This is a genomic window from Paraniabella aurantiaca, from assembly GCF_050309965.1.
Classification (GTDB): Bacteria; Bacteroidota; Bacteroidia; order Chitinophagales; family Chitinophagaceae; genus Niabella.
The window spans coordinates 889,307-911,473 of sequence record NZ_JBLOSY010000001.1 but is presented as its reverse complement, the minus strand read 5'-3'; the positions used below and the strand labels follow the sequence as shown (position 1 = coordinate 911,473).

15 protein-coding genes are annotated in these 22,167 nt (G+C 43.4%); 7 read left to right on the top strand and 8 right to left on the bottom strand.

The genetic code is table 11. The features are described from left to right. Positions 1 to 94: 94 nt before the first annotated feature. On the bottom strand, positions 95 to 766 hold the full coding sequence (locus tag ACLOAU_RS04030; protein ID WP_427860558.1) for a YceH family protein: 672 nt from the start codon (positions 764 to 766) through the stop codon (positions 95 to 97). Positions 767 to 781: 15 nt separating this feature from the next. Then, positions 782 to 1,759: a 2-hydroxyacid dehydrogenase gene (locus ACLOAU_RS04025; protein ID WP_427860557.1), complete on the bottom strand. Its 978-nt coding sequence runs from the start codon at positions 1,757 to 1,759 to the stop codon at positions 782 to 784. Between the two features lie 245 nt (positions 1,760 to 2,004). On the opposite strand from ACLOAU_RS04025, the gene ACLOAU_RS04020 reads away from it, so the two are divergent. The 4 genes from ACLOAU_RS04020 (at position 2,005) to ACLOAU_RS04005 (ending at position 6,889) form a co-directional block, all read left to right on the top strand. Next, the gene (locus ACLOAU_RS04020; protein ID WP_427860556.1) at positions 2,005 to 3,588 is read left to right on the top strand and encodes an ABC-F family ATP-binding cassette domain-containing protein; all 1,584 of its coding nucleotides are present in this window, start codon (positions 2,005 to 2,007) and stop codon (positions 3,586 to 3,588) included. Positions 3,589 to 3,857: 269 nt separating this feature from the next. Beyond that, positions 3,858 to 4,193: a PadR family transcriptional regulator gene (locus ACLOAU_RS04015; RefSeq protein WP_427860555.1), complete on the top strand. Its 336-nt coding sequence runs from the start codon at positions 3,858 to 3,860 to the stop codon at positions 4,191 to 4,193. A gap of 27 nt (positions 4,194 to 4,220) precedes the next feature. Beyond that, positions 4,221 to 6,386 carry a PspC domain-containing protein gene (locus tag ACLOAU_RS04010; protein ID WP_427860554.1) on the top strand — a complete coding sequence of 722 codons (2,166 nt, stop codon included), beginning with the start codon at positions 4,221 to 4,223 and terminating at the stop codon, positions 6,384 to 6,386. Continuing rightward, a complete protein-coding gene (locus tag ACLOAU_RS04005; protein ID WP_427860553.1) occupies positions 6,386 to 6,889 on the top strand; it encodes a nuclear transport factor 2 family protein in 504 nt (167 codons plus the stop codon). Before ACLOAU_RS04010 ends, ACLOAU_RS04005 begins: the two co-directional genes overlap by 1 nt. A 57-nt stretch (positions 6,890 to 6,946) precedes the next feature. Here ACLOAU_RS04005 and ACLOAU_RS04000 read toward each other — a convergent pair whose 3' ends face one another. Continuing rightward, entirely contained in the window at positions 6,947 to 7,462 is a 516-nt protein-coding gene (locus tag ACLOAU_RS04000; protein WP_427860552.1) for a hypothetical protein, read from the bottom strand. Between the two features lie 222 nt (positions 7,463 to 7,684). Here ACLOAU_RS04000 and ACLOAU_RS03995 point away from each other — a divergent pair, with 222 nt between their 5' ends. Continuing rightward, positions 7,685 to 11,446: a TIM-barrel domain-containing protein gene (locus tag ACLOAU_RS03995; protein ID WP_427860551.1), complete on the top strand. Its 3,762-nt coding sequence runs from the start codon at positions 7,685 to 7,687 to the stop codon at positions 11,444 to 11,446. A 69-nt stretch (positions 11,447 to 11,515) separates the two neighbouring features. Here the strand turns inward: ACLOAU_RS03995 and ACLOAU_RS03990 are convergent, their stop codons facing one another. The 5 genes from ACLOAU_RS03990 to ACLOAU_RS03970 form a co-directional block, all read right to left on the bottom strand. Then, complete coding sequence (locus ACLOAU_RS03990) at positions 11,516 to 14,212, bottom strand: family 78 glycoside hydrolase catalytic domain (protein WP_427860550.1); 2,697 nt, start codon at positions 14,210 to 14,212, stop codon at positions 11,516 to 11,518. 85 nt (positions 14,213 to 14,297) lie between these two features. Then, complete coding sequence (gene obgE / locus ACLOAU_RS03985) at positions 14,298 to 15,302, bottom strand: GTPase ObgE (RefSeq protein ID WP_427860549.1); 1,005 nt, start codon at positions 15,300 to 15,302, stop codon at positions 14,298 to 14,300. 68 nt (positions 15,303 to 15,370) lie between these two features. Beyond that, positions 15,371 to 16,144: a hypothetical protein gene (locus ACLOAU_RS03980; RefSeq protein WP_427860548.1), complete on the bottom strand. Its 774-nt coding sequence runs from the start codon at positions 16,142 to 16,144 to the stop codon at positions 15,371 to 15,373. A 58-nt stretch (positions 16,145 to 16,202) separates the two neighbouring features. Continuing rightward, positions 16,203 to 16,637 (bottom strand): SET domain-containing protein, encoded by a 435-nt coding sequence (locus ACLOAU_RS03975; RefSeq protein ID WP_427860547.1) that lies wholly within the window; start codon positions 16,635 to 16,637, stop codon positions 16,203 to 16,205. 59 nt (positions 16,638 to 16,696) lie between these two features. Beyond that, entirely contained in the window at positions 16,697 to 18,319 is a 1,623-nt protein-coding gene (locus ACLOAU_RS03970) for a glycosyl hydrolase family 18 protein (RefSeq protein WP_427860546.1), read from the bottom strand. A 204-nt stretch (positions 18,320 to 18,523) separates the two neighbouring features. On the opposite strand from ACLOAU_RS03970, the gene ACLOAU_RS03965 reads away from it, so the two are divergent. Continuing rightward, positions 18,524 to 20,674 carry a S46 family peptidase gene (locus ACLOAU_RS03965; protein ID WP_427860545.1) on the top strand — a complete coding sequence of 717 codons (2,151 nt, stop codon included), beginning with the start codon at positions 18,524 to 18,526 and terminating at the stop codon, positions 20,672 to 20,674. A gap of 395 nt (positions 20,675 to 21,069) precedes the next feature. Next, the gene (locus ACLOAU_RS03960) at positions 21,070 to 22,152 is read left to right on the top strand and encodes a mandelate racemase/muconate lactonizing enzyme family protein (protein WP_427860544.1); all 1,083 of its coding nucleotides are present in this window, start codon (positions 21,070 to 21,072) and stop codon (positions 22,150 to 22,152) included. The last annotated feature ends 15 nt before the right edge of the window (positions 22,153 to 22,167 follow it).

The following is a 22,167-nucleotide window of genomic DNA, read 5'->3' as shown; positions in this document are numbered from 1 at the left end:
AAAGTTTAAGGTTTGGGGTTAGTAGAATTCGGTTAAAAGTCTGGATATGAATATTACTTATTAACCTATCAACTAATCAACCAGTCATCTTTCCTCACCCCATCAACTCCTTCATCAGCTTGTCAAAGTCTGCTTTTAAACTAGCCAGTTCCTGTTCAACGGTGCTCAGGCGTTCTTCAAGATTTGTTTGGGTTGGAGAAGCCGCCGCCGGAGTGCTTTCTGTAGTATAAGTATCCAGTATATTGGCGTCACCAAACAAATGCATATAACGAGCCTCTTTCTGGCCGGGTTGCCGCTCCAGCTGTTTCATATAGGGCTGGTCGCCAGATGATAATTTTTCAATCACGGCCTGCACTTCGGCGAGGTCGTCAAATTCATATAGCCTGCCCGAGTTACTGTTGATCTCACCCGGTGTAAGCGGTCCTCTTAAAAATAACAAACAGAGCACAGCCAGCTCATCCGGCGTAAACTCATAGTTTAGTGCAATGGTATGACGGTATTTAATTACGCGACTTCCGCCACCGGTTACCGTAGCTGCCAGTCCTTTTCGCTTCAGACGATCCAGTATCAGGGTCACGATCTGCTCATCGTAATTGACCACCGGGTTGCGCGAGGTTTTTTGATTGCAGGCAGCTGTAAGCCCGTTTAATGTCATGGGATAATACTCAGGCGTTGTTTTGGATTTTTCCATCAAAGCACCCAGCACACGTAGCTCTTCACTATCTAAAACCGGTAAAGGCTTTTGTTCTGTCAGTTCTGTACTCATAACCGTAAAAATACATTATTGATCATAAACATCCGGGTTTATAATGGTGGGTAATGGAGCCCCTTTTAATCCGGCAATCACATTCTTTGCGGCCATAATCGCCATGCCATTACGGGCTTCCCGTGTAGCTGACCCAATATGTGGCAGCACACAAACATTGGGCATGGTCAGCAGGGGGTTGTTTTTATCCATGGGTTCAGGGTTCGTAACATCCAGTCCCGCACCCCAAATGGTACCGTTGTCTAAAGCTTCTTTCAGGTCGGTTTCGTTATGTAAGCCCCCGCGCCCTGTGTTGATAAATATGGCATTGGGCTTCATTTGGATGAAAGCCTCTTTATTGAAAATGCCTTTTGTTGCATCCGATAAATTAACATGTAGCGTTAATACATCGCTTTGTGCTAATAGTTCTTCAAAGCTTACATAAGTGGCTTCCAGTTCCTGTTCGGCTTTAGCATTGGGCTTACGGTTATGGTAAATGATCTTCATGCCGAATGCTGCTTTACATTTTATGGCCATTTCATACCCTATATTGCCCAACCCAAATACACCCAGTGTTTTGCCGTACAGCTCCTGGCCTAAATCGGCAATGGGTTCAAAGCCCTGCCACTTGCCGTCTAATATTTTCTTATAGTTAAAAAAAGCCTTACGGCTTACGGCCAGCATTAGCAGGAAAGCAATGTCCGCAGTGGCCCTGCTCAATACATCGGGCGTATTACCAACCGGGATTTTTAAACGGGTGGCTACTTCAACATCAACACTGTCGTATCCTACCGAAAATAAAGAAACTACTTTCAGGTGCTTACAGGTTTGGAGGAAATGCGCATCAATCTTATTAAAGCCAGCACTAACCAGCGCATCGTGTTGCAGGCATTGTGCAATCAGCTCTTCCTGTGGCAGGGGCAGGCTTTCATTATGTATGGTTACTTCATGCCCTGCGTCTTTTATTAATTGAATGCCTGTATCGGGTATTTGTTTGGTAATAAATACTTTCATGTTGTGATATTTTAGATTGCCACCGATGTGCGGATTATATGTTGAAGTGTAATGTGATTTATAGAGGCTAATATCGTCTTTAATTCGTTCATGTACGGTGCGCGTTTCAATAATACTGAAAAAATCGTACCTTTGCAGTCTGCAAATCAGATCTGTAGCATGTAATACCAATTTCTTTTTTTGATTGAGACAGGGTCTTAGCGTTAATGACGCTATCCATTTTTTAATTTTTAAAAGAAAGAAGTATGCTTACACTTCACCATATTTCCTATTTACATCCTGATAAAGATCCTCTCTTTAATGATCTCCATTTTTCTCTTCAGAAAGGCCAAAAAGTAGCATTGATCGGCAACAATGGGGCCGGCAAATCAACACTGCTTAAAATAATTGCAGGACAATTAACACCGGCTGCCGGTGAAATTAAATCGGATGCGGTCCCTTATTATATACCCCAGGTATTCGGACAGTACAATCACCTCACTATTGCACAGGCTTTGGGAGTGCATGATCGGTTACAGGCCTTGCATCATATATTAGAGGGTGATGTGTCGGAAGCTAATATGGATATGTTGAACGATGACTGGACGATAGAAGAGCGTTGTGCTGAAGCCTTGGAGCAGTGGGGACTTTGTGGTTTTAGTATGAATCAAGGTATGGCTACTTTAAGCGGCGGCCAGAAAATGAAAGTGTTCCTGGCCGGCATTCACATTCATCAACCTGAATTGGTGCTTATGGATGAGCCGGGCAACCATTTGGATATTGCGGGTAGGCAGCAACTATACGATTTTATCGGCCAGACCTCCAAAACCCTGATCATTGTAAGTCACGACAGGAAACTATTGAACCTGCTCAACACTATGCTTGAATTAAGTGCCGGCGGCATTACCACTTATGGCGGCAATTTTGACTTTTATAAGGAGCAGAAACAATTGGCAGACCAGGCATTGCAGGACCATTTGCAGAGCAAGGAAAAGGCTTTAAGGAAAGCCAAAGAAAAAGAGCGGGAAACCGTAGAGCGGCAGCAAAAGCTGGATGCCCGTGGCAAAAGCAAGCAGGAGAAGGCAGGCGTAGCCCGTATCATGATGAATACCTTACGTAACCAGGCGGAGAACAGTACTTCCAAATTAAAGTCGGCCCATGTAGAGAAAATAAGTGGCATATCGCAGGAGCTGCAACAATTGCGATCGGCGATGCCGGATATGGATAAAATGAAGCTGGGCTTTGATGATTCTGATCTTCATAAAGGAAAGCTTTTGTTTAAGGTGGACGAACTTAACTTTAATTATGGTGCCGAAAAGGTATGGAAGCAGCCACTAAATCTTAGCCTGTTAAGTGGAGAACGACTCGCTTTAAGCGGACCGAACGGCTCGGGTAAAACCACGCTGATCAAAATTATTCTCGGTGATCTGAAGCCGGAGCAAGAAGTGTTTAGCGCTATCCGGCATGCTGTATATATCGACCAGGAATATTCGTTGATTGATAACCACCTGAAAGTATACGAGCAGGCCCAACAATTTAATACCGGGGCTTTGCAGGAACATGAGATTAAAATAAGGCTGAACTGGTTTTTGTTTGGCAAAGATGACTGGGATAAATCCTGTGCGGCCCTGAGTGGTGGTGAAAGAATGCGCTTGCTGCTTTGTTGCTTAACTATTTCAGATCAATCGCCTGATCTTATTGTACTCGATGAGCCCACCAACAACCTGGACATTCAGAATATTGAGATCCTGACGCACGCCGTGAATCAGTATAAAGGCACCCTGTTGGTGGTCTCACATGATGAATATTTTCTGGAACAGACAGGCATTGAGCGAACTATTAATTTGTAATAGCCGGTCTATATAGGATGGGTGATGCATAATAGCACAAGCGAGCCTGCCCGAAAGAATTTCATTCCCGTCCGAACGGATGTTCATCCGGGCGGGCGGGCAGGCGGGCGTGGCAATTTTGTTGACAACTGTTTACTGAAGAGTCCATAAAAAAATCTGCTGTTTACCGGTTCTATTCCGTTATTCACCGAGTTTTTTATGCCACGCACAGTACTTTGTATTGCCTACTACTACTAACTGCCGATATCTTTGTATCACATTATCAAGCAATGAATATCGAAAATACACAAAGCCAGATGCGAAAAGGGATACTTGAATTTTGTATTCTTTCCATCATCAAACGCGGAGAGGCTTATCCCAGTGATATTGCTGAGGAAATGAAAGGAGCAGGTTTACATATATTAGAAGGGACTTTATACCCACTCTTAACACGGCTGAAGAACTCAGAAATGGTAACTTACCGCTGGGAAGAAAGTACTGGCGGGCCTCCCCGTAAATATTTTTCCCTAACCGAAAAAGGGCAAAGTTTTTACCATGAGTTACAGCAAACATGGGACGAACTTTCCGGGGCCGTCAATACATTAACACAAACATCGTCAATATAAACTACTACTACCAACAAACGAGATAACATGAAACAGATAATCAACATAACATTAGGCGGCAGAAGCATTGCAATAGAGGATGCTGCTTATGAAAAAGTACAGGCTTATACCAATAGCCTCCGTGAGTACTTTAAAAATGAAGAGGGTAGGGATGAGATTGTAGCGGATATAGAGGCGCGTTTTGGTGAACTGATGAATGATAAAATACGCAAGGGCGCTCCGCATATTACGGATGCTGATGTAGAAGAAATGATCGCTACTATGGGCCGCCCTGAAGATTTTGATGCAGCTACACAAGGCCCGGGCCAGGGATACACGCCCAACTTCACCGTGAATGAAAAGCGTCGGCTTTACCGTGATTCCAACAACAAAATACTGGGTGGTGTTTGTAGTGGTATCGCCAACTGGTTGAATATTGATCCTACGGTAGTGAGGGTATTATTTGCTATTGTATCGTTTGGAGGTTTTGGTACGGGTATTCTTATTTATATTGGTTTATGGATCTTTTTACCAGCCCGCAACATTGATACGTACAAAGGGAAGAGGATGTTTCGTGATCCGGATAACAAATGGTTTGGCGGTGTAGCCGGTGGCATGAGCGCTTATTTCAACATCAACCCCAATACCATTCGGGGTATATTGGCGTTGCCGCTTATCATAAGCATTTTAAACGGAGTAAATGTGTTCGGTCACGATTTTGATTTTTTTCCTAACCTGATATTTAGTGGTCTGACTGGTACTTTTATTTTCATCTATATCGTTTTGTGGATAGTATTGCCCGAGGCTTTAACGCCATACCAGAAAATGGAAATGCGCGGACAAAATATTGATGTGAACACCATCAAGCAGAATGTACAAAATACAATGGGCGATTTTGGCGAGCGCATGAAGACCTGGAGCAAGGAAGTGCAGGAGTCGGCAGAGAATCTTGGTAAACGTGCCGAAGAGTTTGGGCAAACCAGGGGAAAACAGTTCGGTCGTGAATTTACTTATGTGGCACAGAAGAGTGGCAGAGGTATTGGTTATGTCATTGCCATGATCTTTAAGGCGATCTTTATTGTCATCGGTGGTATCATTGCTGTATCCTTACTGGCTGTATTCCTTACTTTCCTGTTTAGCGGTTTTGCATGGGCGCCGGTAAATAATTTCTTATGGACCAGCGAAACACAGCAAATGCTGGGCTGGGGCACGCTGATCCTTTTCATAGGAGCACCGATAGTGGGTTTGATAATCTGGCTGATCAGAAGAGTAATCAGTATTCGTACACCGGGTAATTATTTAAACTGGACGTTTGGCGGTTTATGGGCTATCGGCTGGGTATGCCTGATGTTCTTCCTCGCCAGCATCTCAACTGATTTTAAAAGATATGAATCAGCAGAAGAAACAGCAATTGTGCAGCAACCATCGCAGGGGAAATTAATTTTTAAGGTAAGTGAGCCGGAGTTGGTATACGAGGGCAATTTTGGCTGGTTGAACGATAACGGCAACGAATTGGAAGGATTTAGTATTACAGCGGACACTTTGAAACTGTCTGCCGTTAATCTTGATTTTCAAAAAAGCGAGGATAGTTTTTATCACGTAACTATTGTAAAACAGGCAATGGGTAAATCAGATGAGGAAGCTTTAGCCCGGGCAAAAAAAATAAAGTATATGGTGAGTTCGGCTGATAGTATATTGGACTTGCCAGCAGGCTTCGCCGTGGATAAGGGTAGTAAATACAGGGCACAGAATGTGTTAGTAGTAGTGCAGGTGCCGGTAGGTAAAAAGGTATATATCGACAACACGGTTTTCTCCAAACTGAGTAATGTTAATATCGAATTTAATAATGGTAGAAGAAGAATTCGAAGCTCGAGAGACATCTCCAACAATATCAGGAGGTATCGTTCTAATACAGACTACACGATGCAAAGCGATGGCAGTCTGAAGAGTGATGATGACACGGTTGTGGTAAAGAATACCGGGAAAGCAGGTGATGATAATTATCGCTGGGATGGTGATTCTACTACAACAGATTCCGCAAAAGTGGTTCCCCCCACTGCGCCGGCGCCTCCACCGCCTCCCGGTGCTGATACGGCCGAAGTGTACCATTATAATCAAAGTCCTTCGAGAAGTAAAAGTAAAGAAGAAATGACCAGAGAGCTGGAGCAAAAGCAAAAAGAGATAGAAGCTTTAAAAAAGAAACTGGCTGAATAATGGGTTTTTTAAACTACAATAAAATGATCAGGGCGTTACTATTGCTAAGTATTGTTATGTTAGCCAACCTGGCTAAGGGACAGGAAAGGAGAACCTCTGAACTTTACAAAACATTAAAGAACAGGGACAGCCTGATTTTTGAAGTAGGGTTTAATCAATGTGATCTTTCTCCCTATGATACATTAGTTAGTGGAGACCTGGAATTTTATCACGATAAGGGAGGTCCTACTTACGGCAAAGCGGCTTTTATCGCATCGGTTCAAAAAAATATATGTAACGGAAATGTAAAGCCTAAACGCGAATTGGTAGATAGCAGCCTCAAAGTATTTCCCATGTACAACAATGGCGTATTGTATGGCGCTATCCAGGAAGGCGTGCATCTTTTTTATATAAAAGAATCTAATGGCTGGAAGCACACCGGAACCGCGGCATTCACCCATTTATGGTTAATAGACGATGGACACTGGAAGCTAAAGCGTGTTTTAAGTTATGATCATCATTGATCAACAAAACAGCCCATGGTTTAAACCATGAGCCGTTTTGTTGATTTCGTTCAAGTTCTAAAATTTATAGGCCAGTCCTAACCCGTTTTTAGTAGGTTGAACGGACATTTGTCCACCGCCGTATTTTTTCATTTTTTTGTTCCCAATCGCCCACATGGTAATACCTCCGCCCACTGAAAGTGCGCCAAAGACAATGCCCACAGCGCCGGCAACTATTTTTCCATCGCCATCGGTAAGGTCACCATCATAATAATCGCCATTGAAGTTGTACCCGCCGTTTTGGTTATTACCATCAATGATCAATGCCGTTCCACCAATGATAAGCCCTGCTCCCACACTTGTAAGAATAATACCTCCTGTACGCATCTTTTTAAACTTGCGGTATTTTTCCTCATTATAATTAAAAGTGGTTGCCGCATTGTTACTGAAAATGCTTTTATTGGAATGCTCAATAGTAAGCTTAGCAAAATCCCGTTGAAAGGCTGTATTGCCGGTACTGTTATTGGTTTGAGCCTGCGCTGTATAAAGGCATAGGCTTGCAATGGTTGCTGTTAGCAGCTGTTTTGTTTTCATGTTGTTAATGTTTAGTTGAGGCACTAAAATAGCAATTATTTATTTTACCATGTGTTAGGGTATTGCTAATGTGCATTTGCGCATACGATTGTGCAGATTGATCAATCCCTTATTGCATTAACTACTTTTGCTATTTACATCTTAATCATCCCGATTGGACCTATTATGTTTCGAAAAGTTTTTAATACGCTATCACTGTTTATCCTTTTGTTTGCCGGTTCAATGTCTTCCACTTCAGCGCAAACTATTAGCAATACGATTATCTCTTCGGCTAAAACGGTTAACCCAACCACAGTGGAACTGCAACTCAGCAATGGCCGGCATATGCTCGTAGATTTTTATGCCGATCATATTTTCAGGTTATTTATTGATAGCGCTGCAAAACAGCTGCGCGTACCAGAAGCGAAACCAGAAGCGCAGATACTCGTGGATCAGCCGCGTAAACCGGTTACGAAACTGTCGCTTACCGATCAGGGACAATATTTTTCAATATCTACCGGCAGTATCACTGTCAGGTTTGATAAAGCGTCATCGCAGTTTTCAATATTAAAGGGTGATGGAACAACTATAGTACAGTCTATTGAACCGGTAAGCTTTGAAGCAGCAAAAACGACTGTAAAGCTGAAGGAAGCTGCTGATGAATATTTTTATGGAGGCGGTGTACAGAATGGCCGTTTTTCTCACAAGGGTAAGGCGATAGCTATTGAAAATCAAAATAGCTGGACAGACGGAGGTGTTGCATCACCTAATCCTTTTTACTGGAGCACGAATGGATATGGCGTAATGGGATACACTTTTAAAAAAGGAAAATATGATTTCGGTTTAAAGGAAAAAGGTGTGGTAACGCTTGATCATGAGACCAATTATCTCGACCTGTTTTTTATGGTGAATAAGGGAGCCGTTGCGTTATTGAATGATTTTTACCAGCTGACCGGTAACCCGGTATTGTTGCCCAAATTTGCCTTTTACCAGGGGCATTTGAATGCCTATAACCGCGACTACTGGAAAGAAGATACGACGGGTATTGTATTTGAAGATGGAAAGAAATATAAAGAAAGTCAGAAGGACAATGGAGGTATCAAAGAATCGCTGAACGGCGAGCTGGCAAACAACTATCCCTTTTCGGCCAGGGCGGTAATTGACCGCTATAAACGCAATGATATGCCACTGGGTTGGGTGCTTCCCAATGACGGATATGGCGCAGGCTATGGCCAAACGGGAACCTTAGATAGTAACGTGTTGAATCTTAAAAATTTTGGGGACTATGCCCGTAAAAATGGCGTGGAGATAGGATTGTGGACACAAAGTGACCTGCACCCGAAAGATGAAGTTAGCGCGTTACTGCAGCGGGATATTGTAAAAGAAGTGAGGGATGCGGGCGTTCGTGTTTTGAAAACAGATGTGGCCTGGGTGGGAGCAGGGTATTCTTTTGGTTTAAATGGTGTGGCGGATGTGGCCAGGATCACTTCTCAATATGGAAAGAATGCACGTCCCTTTATTATTTCGTTAGATGGCTGGGCCGGCACTCAGCGTTATGCAGGCATTTGGAGTGGTGATCAAACCGGGGGACAATGGGAGTATATCCGTTTTCATATTCCTACTTATATCGGATCTGGGTTGTCGGGGAATCCCAATATCAGCTCTGATATGGACGGTATATTCGGAGGCAAAAACATACCGGTTAATGTACGCGATTTTCAATGGAAGACTTTTACACCTATGCAATTGAATATGGATGGATGGGGATCGAATCCCAAGTATCCTGAAGCATTGGGTGAACCTGCTACTTCCATCAACCGCAATTATTTGAAGTGGAAGTCGGAGCTGATACCTTATACCTACTCAATTGCCAGGGAAGCCGTAAACGGGTTGCCGATGATCAGGGCCATGTTTTTAGATGAAACGACTCCTTATACATTAAGTGCTGCTACCCGCTACCAGTTTATGTATGGCCCGTCATTCCTTATAGCTCCTGTATATAAAGATACCAAAGCAGATAAGCAAGGCAACGATATCAGGCACGGCATCTACCTGCCTAAAGGAACCTGGATAGATTATTTCACCGGTGAGCAGTATGAAGGAGGCCGCGTGATCAACTATTTTAACGCACGGCTCTGGAAGCTGCCTGTATTAGTAAAGCCGGGTGCTATTATTCCCCTGGCCAATGCGAATAATAATGTACAGGAGATCAATAAAAATCTACGCATCTATGAGTTATACCCCGCAGGTGTTTCCGCATTTACGGAGTATGATGATGATGGCATAACGGAAGCTTATCGTGCTGGTAAAGGTGTTACAACTGATATTAGTATGAGCGTCGCAAAAGATAAAGTCTCTATTGTTATCAACCCCGCCAAAGGGCATTTTGAAGGCTTTGTAAAAGATAAAGAAACGGTGCTGAGGATCAATGTCTCTCAGCCTGCTAAAAAAATAATGGTCCGTGTAGGTAGTAAGAAAGTGAAATTGAAACAGGTGGCATCTGTAGCTGATTTTAATGTATTATCCAATGTGTATTTTTATAATGCGGCGCCGGAGTTTAACCGTTTTGCTACCAGCAGCAGTGATTTTGCAAAGCAACGAATTACAAGAAATCCACAGGTATGGGTAAAGCTGGCGGCTACGGATATCAGTAAGAATAAAGTGGAAGTGACTTTAAGCGGATTTGCTTTTCATATTGAAAATCAGTTTAAGAAAACAACCGGGGTATTGGGCTCTGTTGCCGGCTTCACTGTTATCGATAGTAATGCAAAGGCATTCAGTTTGCAACCCTCCTGGAAGAAGACATATAATGCTGATTTTTATGAAGTGCTGTTCAATAATATGTTGTATTCACATATTATTGATACCTCCTTTTTACTCGAAGAGCTGCAACCCGAATCTGACTATAGCTTCCAGGTAAGAGCTGTAAATAAAACCGGCTCCTCTGCTTGGACAGCCGCAACAGGCAAAACCAAAATGAACCCCTTGCAGTTTGCTATTAAGGGTATTTCAGGTTATAGTACGGCTGCATCTCAGGGTGGTGAGGGCGTTAGTAAGTTATTTGATTTTGATGAGGATAATAACTGGCATACGAAATACGGAGAAAATGCTATACCATTCGACCTGGTGCTGGATTTGAAAAGCGTTAATCAACTGGATAAGTTGCAATACCTGCCCCGTAACAGTGGTTTTAACGGTGTGATCCTGAAAGGAAAGATCTATTATAGTATGGATAAAAAATCCTGGACAGAAGCCGGTATGATTGAGTGGAAGCGAAGTAACGAGGTTAAAGAATTTGCTTTTGCTGCAAAACCAACAGTCCGATACATTAAAATCCAGGTTACAGAAGGTGTAGGCAATTTTGGATCAGGCAGGGAGATCTATGTATTCAGAGTGCCTGGTAGTGCGAGTTACATTCCGGGCGATATTAACAATGATGGCAAAATCGATCATAATGACCTCACCTCTTATACAAACTATACCGGTTTGCGTAAAGGAGATGGCGACTTTGAAGGCTATATCAGTAATGGTGATATTAATAAAAATGATTTAATAGATGCGTTTGATATTTCCAATGTAACAACACAGCTGGATGGTGGAGTATCACGGGACTCAGTAGGAAAACTGAACGGCAGTTTGGTGTTAACCGCTGATAAGGCCAGCTATAAAAAAAGCGATAACATTGAAATAACAATAAAAGGGCAGAACCTGGCCAGTGTAAATGCTTTGAGTTTTGCATTGCCTTATGATGCACAGAAGTATGAATACATTGGAACACAAACGATCAACACCGGAGCAATGGAGAACCTTACTTACGACCGGTTGCATACGAATGGTACAAAAGCCCTGTATCCTACTTTCATTAACGTGGGTAAAAAGCAACTGTTAAACGGCAATACCGAATTATTGATCATTAAGATGAAGGCTAAACAGGATCTGAAATTTGATTTGAAAGCAACAGATGGCATACTTGTGGGCAAAGACCTGGATACAGTTAGATTTTAAGTTCACTATATGACAACAAAGGCGATATGCGTTTTAATGCATATCGCCTTTTTAATTAAATGAGCCGCCTTATTGCTTTACGGCAAAGGTATATTTACCCGAACCGGTTTCCACCACCGTATAACCATCTTCCTGGCCTGTAATTTTAACGCCTTTTGATGAAGATAAGGGCGCGTTGTTCTCTGTTATCTTGCCTATATCAGTCCCGGGAATATAGATAGTCGCTCTGGTGTTAGCAGGAATTTCAACCTGCATACTTATCTGGGTACTGTCTTTTTTCCATGCATTACTTAAGGTGCCGTAATAAGTTTGTAACGATGCACTGGCATGTGTGAATTTGCCACCGATATGCGGTTTCACCTGTATATGCTTATAGCCCACGCCATCTTCATAGGTGTCCAGCCCAACCATTTTCCTGTACATCCAGTCTCCAATAGCACCATAGGCGTAATGGTTAAAAGAGTTCATCGTGGGTGTTTGGAAAGAACCATCTGTTTTAATACCGTCCCATCTTTCCCAGATGGTGGTAGCACCCATCTTCACCGGGTAAAGCCAGGACGGGTAGCTATCCTGCATCAACAAAGTATAAGCCAAATCGCTATGTCCGAATCGGGTCAAAACGTGACATAAATAGGGCGTGCCCAGAAATCCTGTTGTGAGGTGGTTGCCGTACCTTTTAATGTTTTCTACCAATCGATCGGAGGCTTGTTGGCGGCTGTTTTCGGGCAGCATGTCAAACTGCAAGGCCAAAACATAGGCTGTCTGCGTTCCTGAAACCAACCGGCCGGTTGCTGTAACATATTCTTTATTAAAGGCGGCTTTTATTCTTTGTAACAAGTCTGTATAAGTGGTCACATCTGCATTATTTCCCAGCACCTTAGCGGTATTGATCAGTAGCTGTGTAGAGTGCGCATAAAAACATTGGGCAATCAGGTGTTTATCTGTAACAGCACTGCTACCATCGTTATCATCAAAGGGACGGTAAAATAACCAGTCACCAAAATGCCAGGTAGTGTTCCACAGGTCATCTTTTGTAGTGCGTCGTACACTTTCTACAAAGGCTTTCATGCTATTGTATTGAGTGGCTAATATGCGTTTGTCTCCGTAAGCGATGTACATATCCCAGGGTACAATAGTGGCTACATCGGCCCAACCCGCGCTATTACCGTCTTTACCTAAAGCGTTGGGGATTACATGCGGTACCAGTCCATCTATCTGGTCTGCCTCCACATCGCGCATCCATTTGGCAAAGAAATTATTGACGTTCATATTGAAGGAAGCTGTTCTTGAAAATGCCTGCGCATCACCGGTCCAGCCCAGGCGCTCATCCCTTTGCGGACAATCGGTAGGCACATCCAGGAAATTGCCTTTTTGCCCCCATTGAATATTGTGTTGCAGCTGGTTGATCAGCGAGTCTGAACTATTGAAAATGCCTGTTGGTTTCATATCCGAATACAGGGCGTAGGCGGTAAAGTTCTCCGGTTTCAATTCGCCGGGGTAACCTTCTACTTTCACATACCTGAATCCCTGCCAGGTAAAGTAAGGATGAAAGGTTTCTGCACTTCCACCTTTTAAGATGTACTTATTTTGAGCTTTCGCGGCGCGCAGGTTTTCTGTATAAAAGTTTCCCTTTTTGTCCAATACTTCTGCATGAGATAATAACACGGAATCGCCCGCTTTACCGGTTACCCTCATCTCTACCCATCCAACCAGGTTCTGTCCGAAGTCGATAACTTTTTCACCCGCAGGCGTCGTGATTATTTTAAGTGCTTTAAACGATTCCTGCTTTTTAACCGGTTCGTTTACGGTAGTGACAATATTGGTAAGCGGGTAATCTTTTACCTGTACGGCAGTCCAGTTATCGTCGTCATAGTCATTCGTATTCCAGTTTAATTTTTCTTTACGGGCATCAATAGTTTCGCCGTTATAGATCTCCGAATAGGTAACAGCGCCTGTTTCCGATTTCCAGCTGCCGTCGGTAGCAACCGTTTCTTTACTGCCGTCAGTATACTCAACATTAACCTGCATCAGCAGCCCCAGTGTTTTACCGTAAATATTACCATTGTTCTGCCATCCCAATACGCTACGGTACCAGCCGTTGCCCAGCATTGCGCCAACGGTATTAACGCCTTGTTGTAAAAGATGGGTCACATCATAAGATTGGTATTGTAATCTCTTGTTGTAAGAGGTCCAGCCCGGAGTGAGCCAGGCATCGCCAATGCGTTTGCCGTTAAGGTAGGCTTCATACATGCCATGTGATGTGATATAGGCAGTAGCTGATTTTACTTTTTTACCGGTAGAAAAGCTCTTGCGGAAAAGCTGCGAAGGTCTTGATGGCGTCTCTGTTATGCGAGATTCAATCCACCGGGCTTTCCAGTCAGCCGGGCTTATTAATCCCATTTGAAACGAAGCAGGGGCGCTCCAGGCAGAGCCTTTGCCGTTCTGATCCCACACTTTTACCTGCCATTGATATTTCTCATTGGTCAGTAAGGGGCTTCCTTTGTAAGCTACATGGACGGATGAATCGGAGTTGACCCTGCCTGAACTCCACACGGTGTTCTTACCATTGCTGACTTTGATCTCGTAAGCACTTTGTACGGTATTTCTTTGTGGGCTCCTGATCTGCCAGCTAAAACGGGGATCAGTAGTGGTTAATCCCAAAGGATTGGTTTCATTTTCGGTCAGGAGCTGGCTTACGGAAGCCTGTCCTGAACATACGGCGCCGAAAGCGACCAGCGCGGAAGCAAGCACGACAAGTTTTTTCATCAGCAATAATGTTTATACGATTTAAGAGGAATTGTATAAAAATAAAGCAATAATGCAATAACCTGTCGTTCTTTACTAAAATGATTTATTCCTCTTCTTTGGTATTCAGTGCCTTCCACAGGGCATCCTTCAGTTCTACCAATCCCTTCTGTGCTACAGATGAAATAAAGAAATGGGGTATATTATCAGGCATCTCAGCGCTGATGGCTTGTTTCAGTTCCTCATCCAGCATATCACTTTTACTGATGGCAATCAGCATCTCTTTATGTAACAGCTCTTCGTTATACTGTTCGAGCTCGTTCAACAGGATCTCGAATTCTTTCCGATGGTCGTTGCTGTCTGCCGGTATCAGGAATAGTAATACAGGGTTTCGCTCTATATGACGAAGGAAACGATGTCCCAGTCCCTTACCTTCTGCTGCGCCCTCAATGATACCCGGTAAATCAGCAATGCAGAAGCTGCGCCCATCGCGGTATTCCACAATACCCAGGTTAGGAGTGATAGTGGTAAATGCATAATCGGCGATTTTGGGTTTCGCTGCAGTGATAACTGAAAGTAGTGTAGACTTGCCGGCATTGGGAAATCCTACCAGTCCTACATCTGCCAGCACTTTTAATTCTAATACTTTCCAGCCTTCAACACCCGGCATGCCTGGCTGCGCATGTTCCGGTGCCTGGTTAGTGGGAGTGGCAAAATTGTGATTACCCAATCCCCCCTTTCCTCCTGGCAACCAAATTACCTGCTGACCATCTTCCAGTACTTCTGCCTCTTTTTCGCCCGTTTCTTCATCAATAACAATGGTACCCAGCGGCACTTCCAGGATAATATCTTTACCGCTACGACCTGTGCATTTATTATGACCGCCACTTTCACCGTCTTCTGCCAATATGTTTTTGTGATAACGCAAATGCAATAAGGTCCATAGGTTGCGGTTCCCTCTTAAAATAATATGGGCACCCCGACCGCCATCGCCTCCGTCAGGTCCGCCTTTGGCAGTAAATTTATCTCTTAAAAAATGCTTAATACCAGCTCCACCATGCCCACTGCGGCAATAAACACGTATCTGGTCTACAAAGTTACTTTTCTCCACGTTCTAATAATTAATAGGCGGCAAAGATACGCCGAACCTTCAAAGTGAGGGATAAAAGCCTGAAATGCCTATTGCATTCCTGCATATTCAAACCCTTTTTCAGTAAGCCGGTAGATGAATTTGCGTTGGCTAACCTGGTTGTTTTTGTCAACAAAAGGAATATGAAGTTCATGTTTGGACTCGTTGTAAGCTATTAATTTCAATGGCCTTTCAGGACGATCGACCACACTAAAAAAGTCAAAATTGATACTTATAGAGCTGAGGGCGTTGCCGTTAGTGTGAAAAATTGCGGCTTTATCTTCCAGTTGGTTACCATTAATAGTGTAAGCTGTAATAGTTTGGCTATGGTCTTTATTTGAAAAAATGGCATTGGTAATTACCAGGTAATAACACTTTCCCGCAATCGCCACATTATATATATTAGAACAATAACTCCCGATGTCGCCATTAACAGGGCGCATTTTTGAGTGTACAATACCCTTATGTTTCCATTGGTAGATGGTTCGGAACTCGTGCATAGTACCACCCAGCCAGGTGCCCCAGCTATAAATTTTCAGGTTTTTGTCTGGTGATGTTTGGATAAAACAAAAGTTGCTATCAACAAGTTGCGAAAAAGGGTATTTGAATGTTGCAGGCTGAGTTGTAATCAGGTGTTTAAACTCATTTTCAAACTTATTGGAATATATAGCGGCACTATCGGGGTCCGAATAATGAAGCCCCAAAATTTTTGAGTACAGGTTGGCGCAATGCAATTCCTTTTCGGCCATACGGGTTGCCTGTGATGAACCCTGGTAGCCCATTCCTGTAAAAAAAATCAAAAAGACCAGGAATCGCCAGTTCATGTACGGATTTTGTTACCGGGTTGCTTGGATAGGGTACTGTTTCCTGCAGCGTCGGCAGTTATTTACCTTTCTTTTTTGCTGCAGCATCCAGTTTAATATTATCTCTTACCTGGTTCCAGTAGTCCCTGCCGTAAGAAACAAAAATTTCACTTCCCGCCGGAATAGCTGCTTTGGCTTTAATATAAACCCGGTTATCTTCTTCGTAGTATTCTGCATTGTTCTTTAGTCCGGATACCCGCGTAAGACCTGCTGCGTCATTGGCATAGCGTCCCAGGGACTTTAGATCCTTTGATGCGTCAATTACATTTTGCTCGTCAATAAAGTAAATGTAGGGGTTGTCTGCATCGTCTTCTACATCAGCCCAGGTGGCACGGCGACCAATATACTCGGTGATGACGGCTCCTTTAGGAACATCAACAGCTGTAAATAATCCTTTACCTGATTGTGGGATCGTTGAGGTTTTAACTTTTAAATGCTTCGCGGGTAAACTCATGCAGTACCAATATTTGCTTGCGAATATATTACAATGTTCTGCACAAACGCATTACCCGGCTAATAAGTTTTTCCGACGGCATCACAAGCCACTTTAAGCAAGGCGTTATCGTCGTTGGCATCATGTCCCATTTCCCAGAACATGAACCCGCCCCCGTTGGTTTTCACCGATAAAGCTTTTTGTTTAGTGCTTTCGTGGCCTGTATAGTAAGTGGTAAAGGTTGTGCCATCGGTACGGGTAATAGTGGCCGAATCTGATAAGTGAACAGGCGAAGGTCCAAGCTGGGCGCCCGTTGATAATATTGTTTTAAATGAGGTAGATACCTGTGTTGCACCGGAGTTGCGACCATAAGCAGGTATGCCCAGCACAAATTTTTCTTTAGGCATACCACGGGTGTTGATCCAGTAGTTGGTGCAATAATTGACCAGGTCCATATTACTATGGTGTTTATACGGAACACTAGTGCTGAAATCGTCGTACACCATTACATTAAAAAAGTCGGTATACGCAAATACCTCATTTTTCAACCCATCTCTTACCGCACCTGCATATCTGCCCGGGGTAATGGCGGCAGAGAGGTAATATTTGCCATCGGTATGTAGCGAGTCTGAAAGTTCCTTCATCAACAACGCAAATACCGTATCCGTACCGTCGGTGGTTCTTGGGTACTCATAATCCATATCTATACCGTCCAGGCTCAGGCTGCGGGCTTTATTCATCAGGTCTTTTACCAGGGTCGATCGCCGGGTAGCGTCTCTTAGCAGGATAAAATTAGCAGCTGTGGCATTAACAGACAGGAACACTTTGGCCCCATTGGTTTTGGCCTTCGTGTACAGTGCATTGAATGTAGCGGAAGCCGGCACATCTACTGTAGATGATGCATTAATGGGCGCAAATGCATAATTGACCACATTGCACATTTTGAACATACGGTCAGGGTATTCCGTCACACTCCTGTAACTAGGAAAGTACTGGATCACCATAAAGCCCATTGCCGGAGGTGGTGTTATTAAATGGTATTTAAACGAGGTGGCCGTTGTTGCAGGGTTTTGTGCATTACCCAGGCTGTTTTTAGGCTGTACATACCAATAATAGTTGTTGGATAAAGTACCGGCCGGGAGGTTATACACATAGAAGCTATCGGTTAGATTGCTGGCAATGACGGTTGCTGTGGCAGCGCTGGTACCTAAAAACAGGTCATAGGCCGTAGCGCCATTTGCATGCTTCCATTGTAACGTTATGCTGTTCGTTAAAGTAGTTGCACCGTTAGCCGGACTAATATTAGTCGTCGTTGCAGGAGCGGTGCCATAGGTAAAAGAGGTGACAGATGAAGCGCATCCGGTAGCTTCTTTATTATTGGCTTTAGGAACTACGTACCAATGGTAAGTAGCATTAGCGCCTGAAGGCAAAGTATAATTATAAGAAGAGCCTGAAACGTCGGGAGCGACCAGGTTAATTGCTGAGGGTGAAGTTCCTATGTAAATGTCATAGGAGGTGGCGCCGCTTACCGCCTTCCAGCTAAGGGTTACAGTGGGTGTGCTTACACTGCTGCCATTGGCCGGGGCTGTATTGGAGGTGCAAGATAGTAGTGCGTTATCAATCACGTCTTTCTTACTACATGAGTAAAGCACAAGGCTTATTATTGACGCAGCCGCCAAAAAATTAAATATTTTCTTAATCATAAGGTAAAAGGGTTGGTAGCCCTATAAAAATAAATCATTTTAGGTGAAATAAATGCAGCAAAAGGCCCTGATTGTGAAATTGTATTCAAACGTGGATATTTGATGAGCGGTTCGGGTTAAACCGATCATTTCGTTTTCTTTGTAAGTTTGATGCGCTATTTTATAATGTGCACGCGTTTTCTATTCAATTCAAATTATATGATAATGTTTAAAAGATCTCTTGTGGTGGTGCTGTTGCTGATAGCAACGGTTTTTAAATCCTTCGCAGATGAAGGCATGTGGTTGCCCCATTTATTAGGGCAGCAGGTGTATAACGATATGGTGAAAAAAGGCCTGAAGCTGACTAAGGAGCAATTATATAGCGTTAATAAAAGCTCGTTGAAAGATGCGATCATCATTTTCGGTGGCGGATGTACGGGTGAAATAGTAAGTGCAGAAGGTCTGATCTTTACTAACCACCACTGTGGCTACGGGGCTATTGCGGGAGCCAGCACCGTTGATCATAACTATCTGAGGGATGGTTTTTATGCAAAAAACAAGGCCGAGGAAATTAAAACGGCATTAACGGTTCAGTTCCTGGTGCGTATAGAAGACGTGACCAAAGAGGTGACGGATGCACTTGGAAATTTGTCTGGCGCTGAGCGGGCCAACAAGCAAATGGAGGTCGTAATGGCCATCAATAAAAGATTCAGCGATGCAGATAAAAGCATCGAGTGCCGTGTTAGCCCCATGTTTAAAGGCAACCAGTACCTGGCTTTTGTTTACGAAATATATAAAGACATTCGCCTGGTAGGCACACCTCCGGAGAGTGTAGGTAAATTTGGTGGCGATACCGATAACTGGGAGTGGCCCAGACATACAGGCGACTATTCTATTTTCCGTGTATATGCGAACAAAGACAATAAGCCCGCTACTTATGATGCGGCAAATGTGCCTTTAAAGCCGAAATGGTTTTTACCGGTTTCGCTAAAAGGGGTGAAAGAAAATGACTTTGCGATGATCTGGGGGTACCCCGGCGGTACCAATCGCTATGAGTCTTCTTACGGTATTAAGCTGGCTACAGATGTAAATAACCCTACCTTGGTTAAGGCCCGTGACATGCGGTTGAAATACATGTTTGAGGAAATGAAAAAAGATCCGGCAACAAAACTGAAACTGGCTTCCAGCTATGCTGGTATTGCCAACTACTGGAAGTTTTTTGATGGAGAAACCAAGCAATTGCTGAAATATGATATTTATGGCCAGAAGAAAGCGGCAGAAGAGAAGTTTAATACCTGGGCAAAAGGCAAGCCTGAATACCAGAATCTTTTTGCAGACTGGGCAAAAGCATATGAGGATTGGAAGCCTTATGCGGAAGAAAGAGTGTACCTGAATGAAGGTATTTTAGGTTCTCCCTTAGCGGCTTTTGCTGCAAGTGCAAGAATGGCTGCTACCGCCAAAAATGCAGGAACAGACGAGGCAAAAAAACAGCTCAATACCCGGAGGGCTGCCTTCCTGGAAGCCGAGGACAGGCCTTCTGATGAAAACATACTGGCCGCATCCACTAAAATGTTTTATGATAATGTAGAAAAAGACCAGCAGCCTAAAGGCTTTTTTGAAGCTTTACAACAGAAGTATGGCTCGCTGGATGACATGACTACTTACAAAAAATACGCAGCTGACGTATTTAAAAATGCTGCAGTATTTGATGATGTTAAATGGGCCGCATTGGTAAACTCTGGTAATGCAGAGCAAATCAATAACGATCCTGCCGTTAAACATGCTGCCGCATTTATTGATAACTATCGTTCACGTTTTGATCCGGCGTATCAGCAATTCACTATTAAAAACAATGACTATGGAAGAATATACCTGAAGGGTGTATTAGAGATGGATGCTGCTAAAGCAAAGATGATGTATCCCGATGCTACATTTACGATGCGCGTAAGCTATGGACAGGTAAAACCTTACAAGCCCAAAGATGCTGTTTCGTATGACTACGTTACTACATCTAAAGGTTTATTGGAGAAATATGTAGCGGGCGATTACGAATTTGACCTTCCTGCAAAGCAGATTGAGTTGATTAAGAAGAAAGATTTTGGTCAGTATGCAGACCCGGTTCGTAAAGACCTGGTGATCGGCTTTATATCTTCCAACGATATCACCGGTGGTAACTCCGGTTCTCCGGTGATCAATGCTAATGGAGAGTTGATCGGTTTGGCTTTCGATGGTAACTATGAGGCTTTAAGCCATAAACTGGCTTTTGACAAAGATCTGAACAGAACCATTAATGTTGATATCCGCTATGTATTATGGTGTATTGATAAATTAGGTGGTGCTTCCAATATCATCAAAGAACTGAAACTCGTTAAATAGTTTAATTTTTCGTACTCTTTTGGAGAAAGGATAGGCTTCGGCCTGTCTTTTGTTTTATGGGCATCGTGTTTTAGAATGTTGGTTAACCGCAGGAGAACGGGAGAGGCGGAGGTAACGCAGGATAAGCGGAGACAACGCAGAGGGGTTGAATTACGTATTTTACTTTCCTGGGTAGCACGATAATCTCTGCGTATCCTTCTCGTCCTCGTTTCTTCGCGGTTAAGATATTTACCGTCGGAAAACAAACATAGGAAATCAGGTTCAGCTATATCAGAAACAGTGATACCTCAGCGTAAATCTCTGCGCGTTCATTTCTTTGCGGTGAAAAAAATGAAGATATCTGCATTTTAGCACGTCTGTTGTTTCGAATAAAAAATTTCATGTAAGTTTAGCGTATGGATAAAGCACTGATCACGAAAATAGAACTGCACAAACTATCTGTTCCTTTAAAAGAGCCATTTATTATATCATTAGGACCGATTTATAGCGCCGATAATGTGGTAGTAGTAGTTCATACCGAAACAGGTATTACCGGCTGGGGAGAATGCAGCCCGTTTATGAGTATTAACGGGGAAAGTGCGGATACTGCCCTTGTAGTAGCAAAATATTTTGAGAAGATATGGATAGGGAAAGATGCCTTACAAATTGAGGATCGTGTAAATGAATTGGATAGTATTATCTATGGTAACAACAGCGTCAAGAGCGCATTTGATATGGCGTTATACGATATTGCTGCGCAGGTAGCCGGTCTACCTTTGTATCAATACCTGGGTGGATCGAAAAGCAAAGTAATTGAAACAGATTATACGGTAAGTGTTGGAGATGCAACAAAGATGGCCGCGGATGCATTAAAAATAAAGCAGGCAGGTTTCCCGGTTATCAAAGTAAAAATAGGGAAGGGTGGTGCCAGTGATGTAGAGCGCATCCGGGCTATACGTGAAGCAGTGGGATATGAAATACCTTTAAGGGTAGATGCCAACCAGGGATGGGGATTTGAGGAAGCCATTACTACATTAAAAGCTTTGGCACCCTTTAATATACAGCACTGTGAAGAGCCGTTGCCCCGATGGGCCTTTATGCAATTGCCCGAAATACGCAGGCAAAGTCCCGTTCGTATTATGAGCGATGAGACCTGCTGCGATCACAATGATGTGCAAAGGTTGATTGACTTAAAGGCCTGTGACCTGATCAATATTAAATTAGGTAAAAGCGGGGGCATTTTTAAAGCCTTAAAGATGATCAGGCTGGCTGAAGCTTATGATATCAAGATCCAGATCGGCGCTTTCCTGGAGTCGCGTATTGCTATGACGGCTTTTGCACACCTGGCTTTATCGAGCGATCAGATCATTTATTTTGATTTTGATACAGCACTGATGTTTAGTGAAGATCCTGTTGAAGGGGGAATGATATACAAAGAAAACGGGGTGATTGAAGTGCCTGAAGAGGCTGGTATTGGTGCCCGGTTAAAAAACAAGTGATGATCAATCAGCCTT

Excerpts from the sequence above, each read along its gene's own strand:
- ACLOAU_RS04030 (WP_427860558.1), bottom strand. The coding sequence starts at position 766 with ATGAGTACAGAACTGACAGAACAAAAGCCTTTACCGGTTTTAGATAGT.
- ACLOAU_RS04025 (WP_427860557.1), bottom strand. The coding sequence starts at position 1,759 with ATGAAAGTATTTATTACCAAACAAATACCCGATACAGGCATTCAATTA.
- ACLOAU_RS04020 (WP_427860556.1), top strand. The coding sequence starts at position 2,005 with ATGCTTACACTTCACCATATTTCCTATTTACATCCTGATAAAGATCCT.
- ACLOAU_RS04015 (WP_427860555.1), top strand. The coding sequence starts at position 3,858 with ATGAATATCGAAAATACACAAAGCCAGATGCGAAAAGGGATACTTGAA.
- ACLOAU_RS04010 (WP_427860554.1), top strand. The coding sequence starts at position 4,221 with ATGAAACAGATAATCAACATAACATTAGGCGGCAGAAGCATTGCAATA.
- ACLOAU_RS04005 (WP_427860553.1), top strand. The coding sequence starts at position 6,386 with ATGGGTTTTTTAAACTACAATAAAATGATCAGGGCGTTACTATTGCTA.
- ACLOAU_RS04000 (WP_427860552.1), bottom strand. The coding sequence starts at position 7,462 with ATGAAAACAAAACAGCTGCTAACAGCAACCATTGCAAGCCTATGCCTT.
- ACLOAU_RS03995 (WP_427860551.1), top strand. The coding sequence starts at position 7,685 with ATGTCTTCCACTTCAGCGCAAACTATTAGCAATACGATTATCTCTTCG.
- ACLOAU_RS03990 (WP_427860550.1), bottom strand. The coding sequence starts at position 14,212 with ATGAAAAAACTTGTCGTGCTTGCTTCCGCGCTGGTCGCTTTCGGCGCC.
- ACLOAU_RS03980 (WP_427860548.1), bottom strand. The coding sequence starts at position 16,144 with ATGAACTGGCGATTCCTGGTCTTTTTGATTTTTTTTACAGGAATGGGC.
- ACLOAU_RS03975 (WP_427860547.1), bottom strand. The coding sequence starts at position 16,637 with ATGAGTTTACCCGCGAAGCATTTAAAAGTTAAAACCTCAACGATCCCA.
- ACLOAU_RS03970 (WP_427860546.1), bottom strand. The coding sequence starts at position 18,319 with ATGATTAAGAAAATATTTAATTTTTTGGCGGCTGCGTCAATAATAAGC.
- ACLOAU_RS03965 (WP_427860545.1), top strand. The coding sequence starts at position 18,524 with ATGTTTAAAAGATCTCTTGTGGTGGTGCTGTTGCTGATAGCAACGGTT.
- ACLOAU_RS03960 (WP_427860544.1), top strand. The coding sequence starts at position 21,070 with ATGGATAAAGCACTGATCACGAAAATAGAACTGCACAAACTATCTGTT.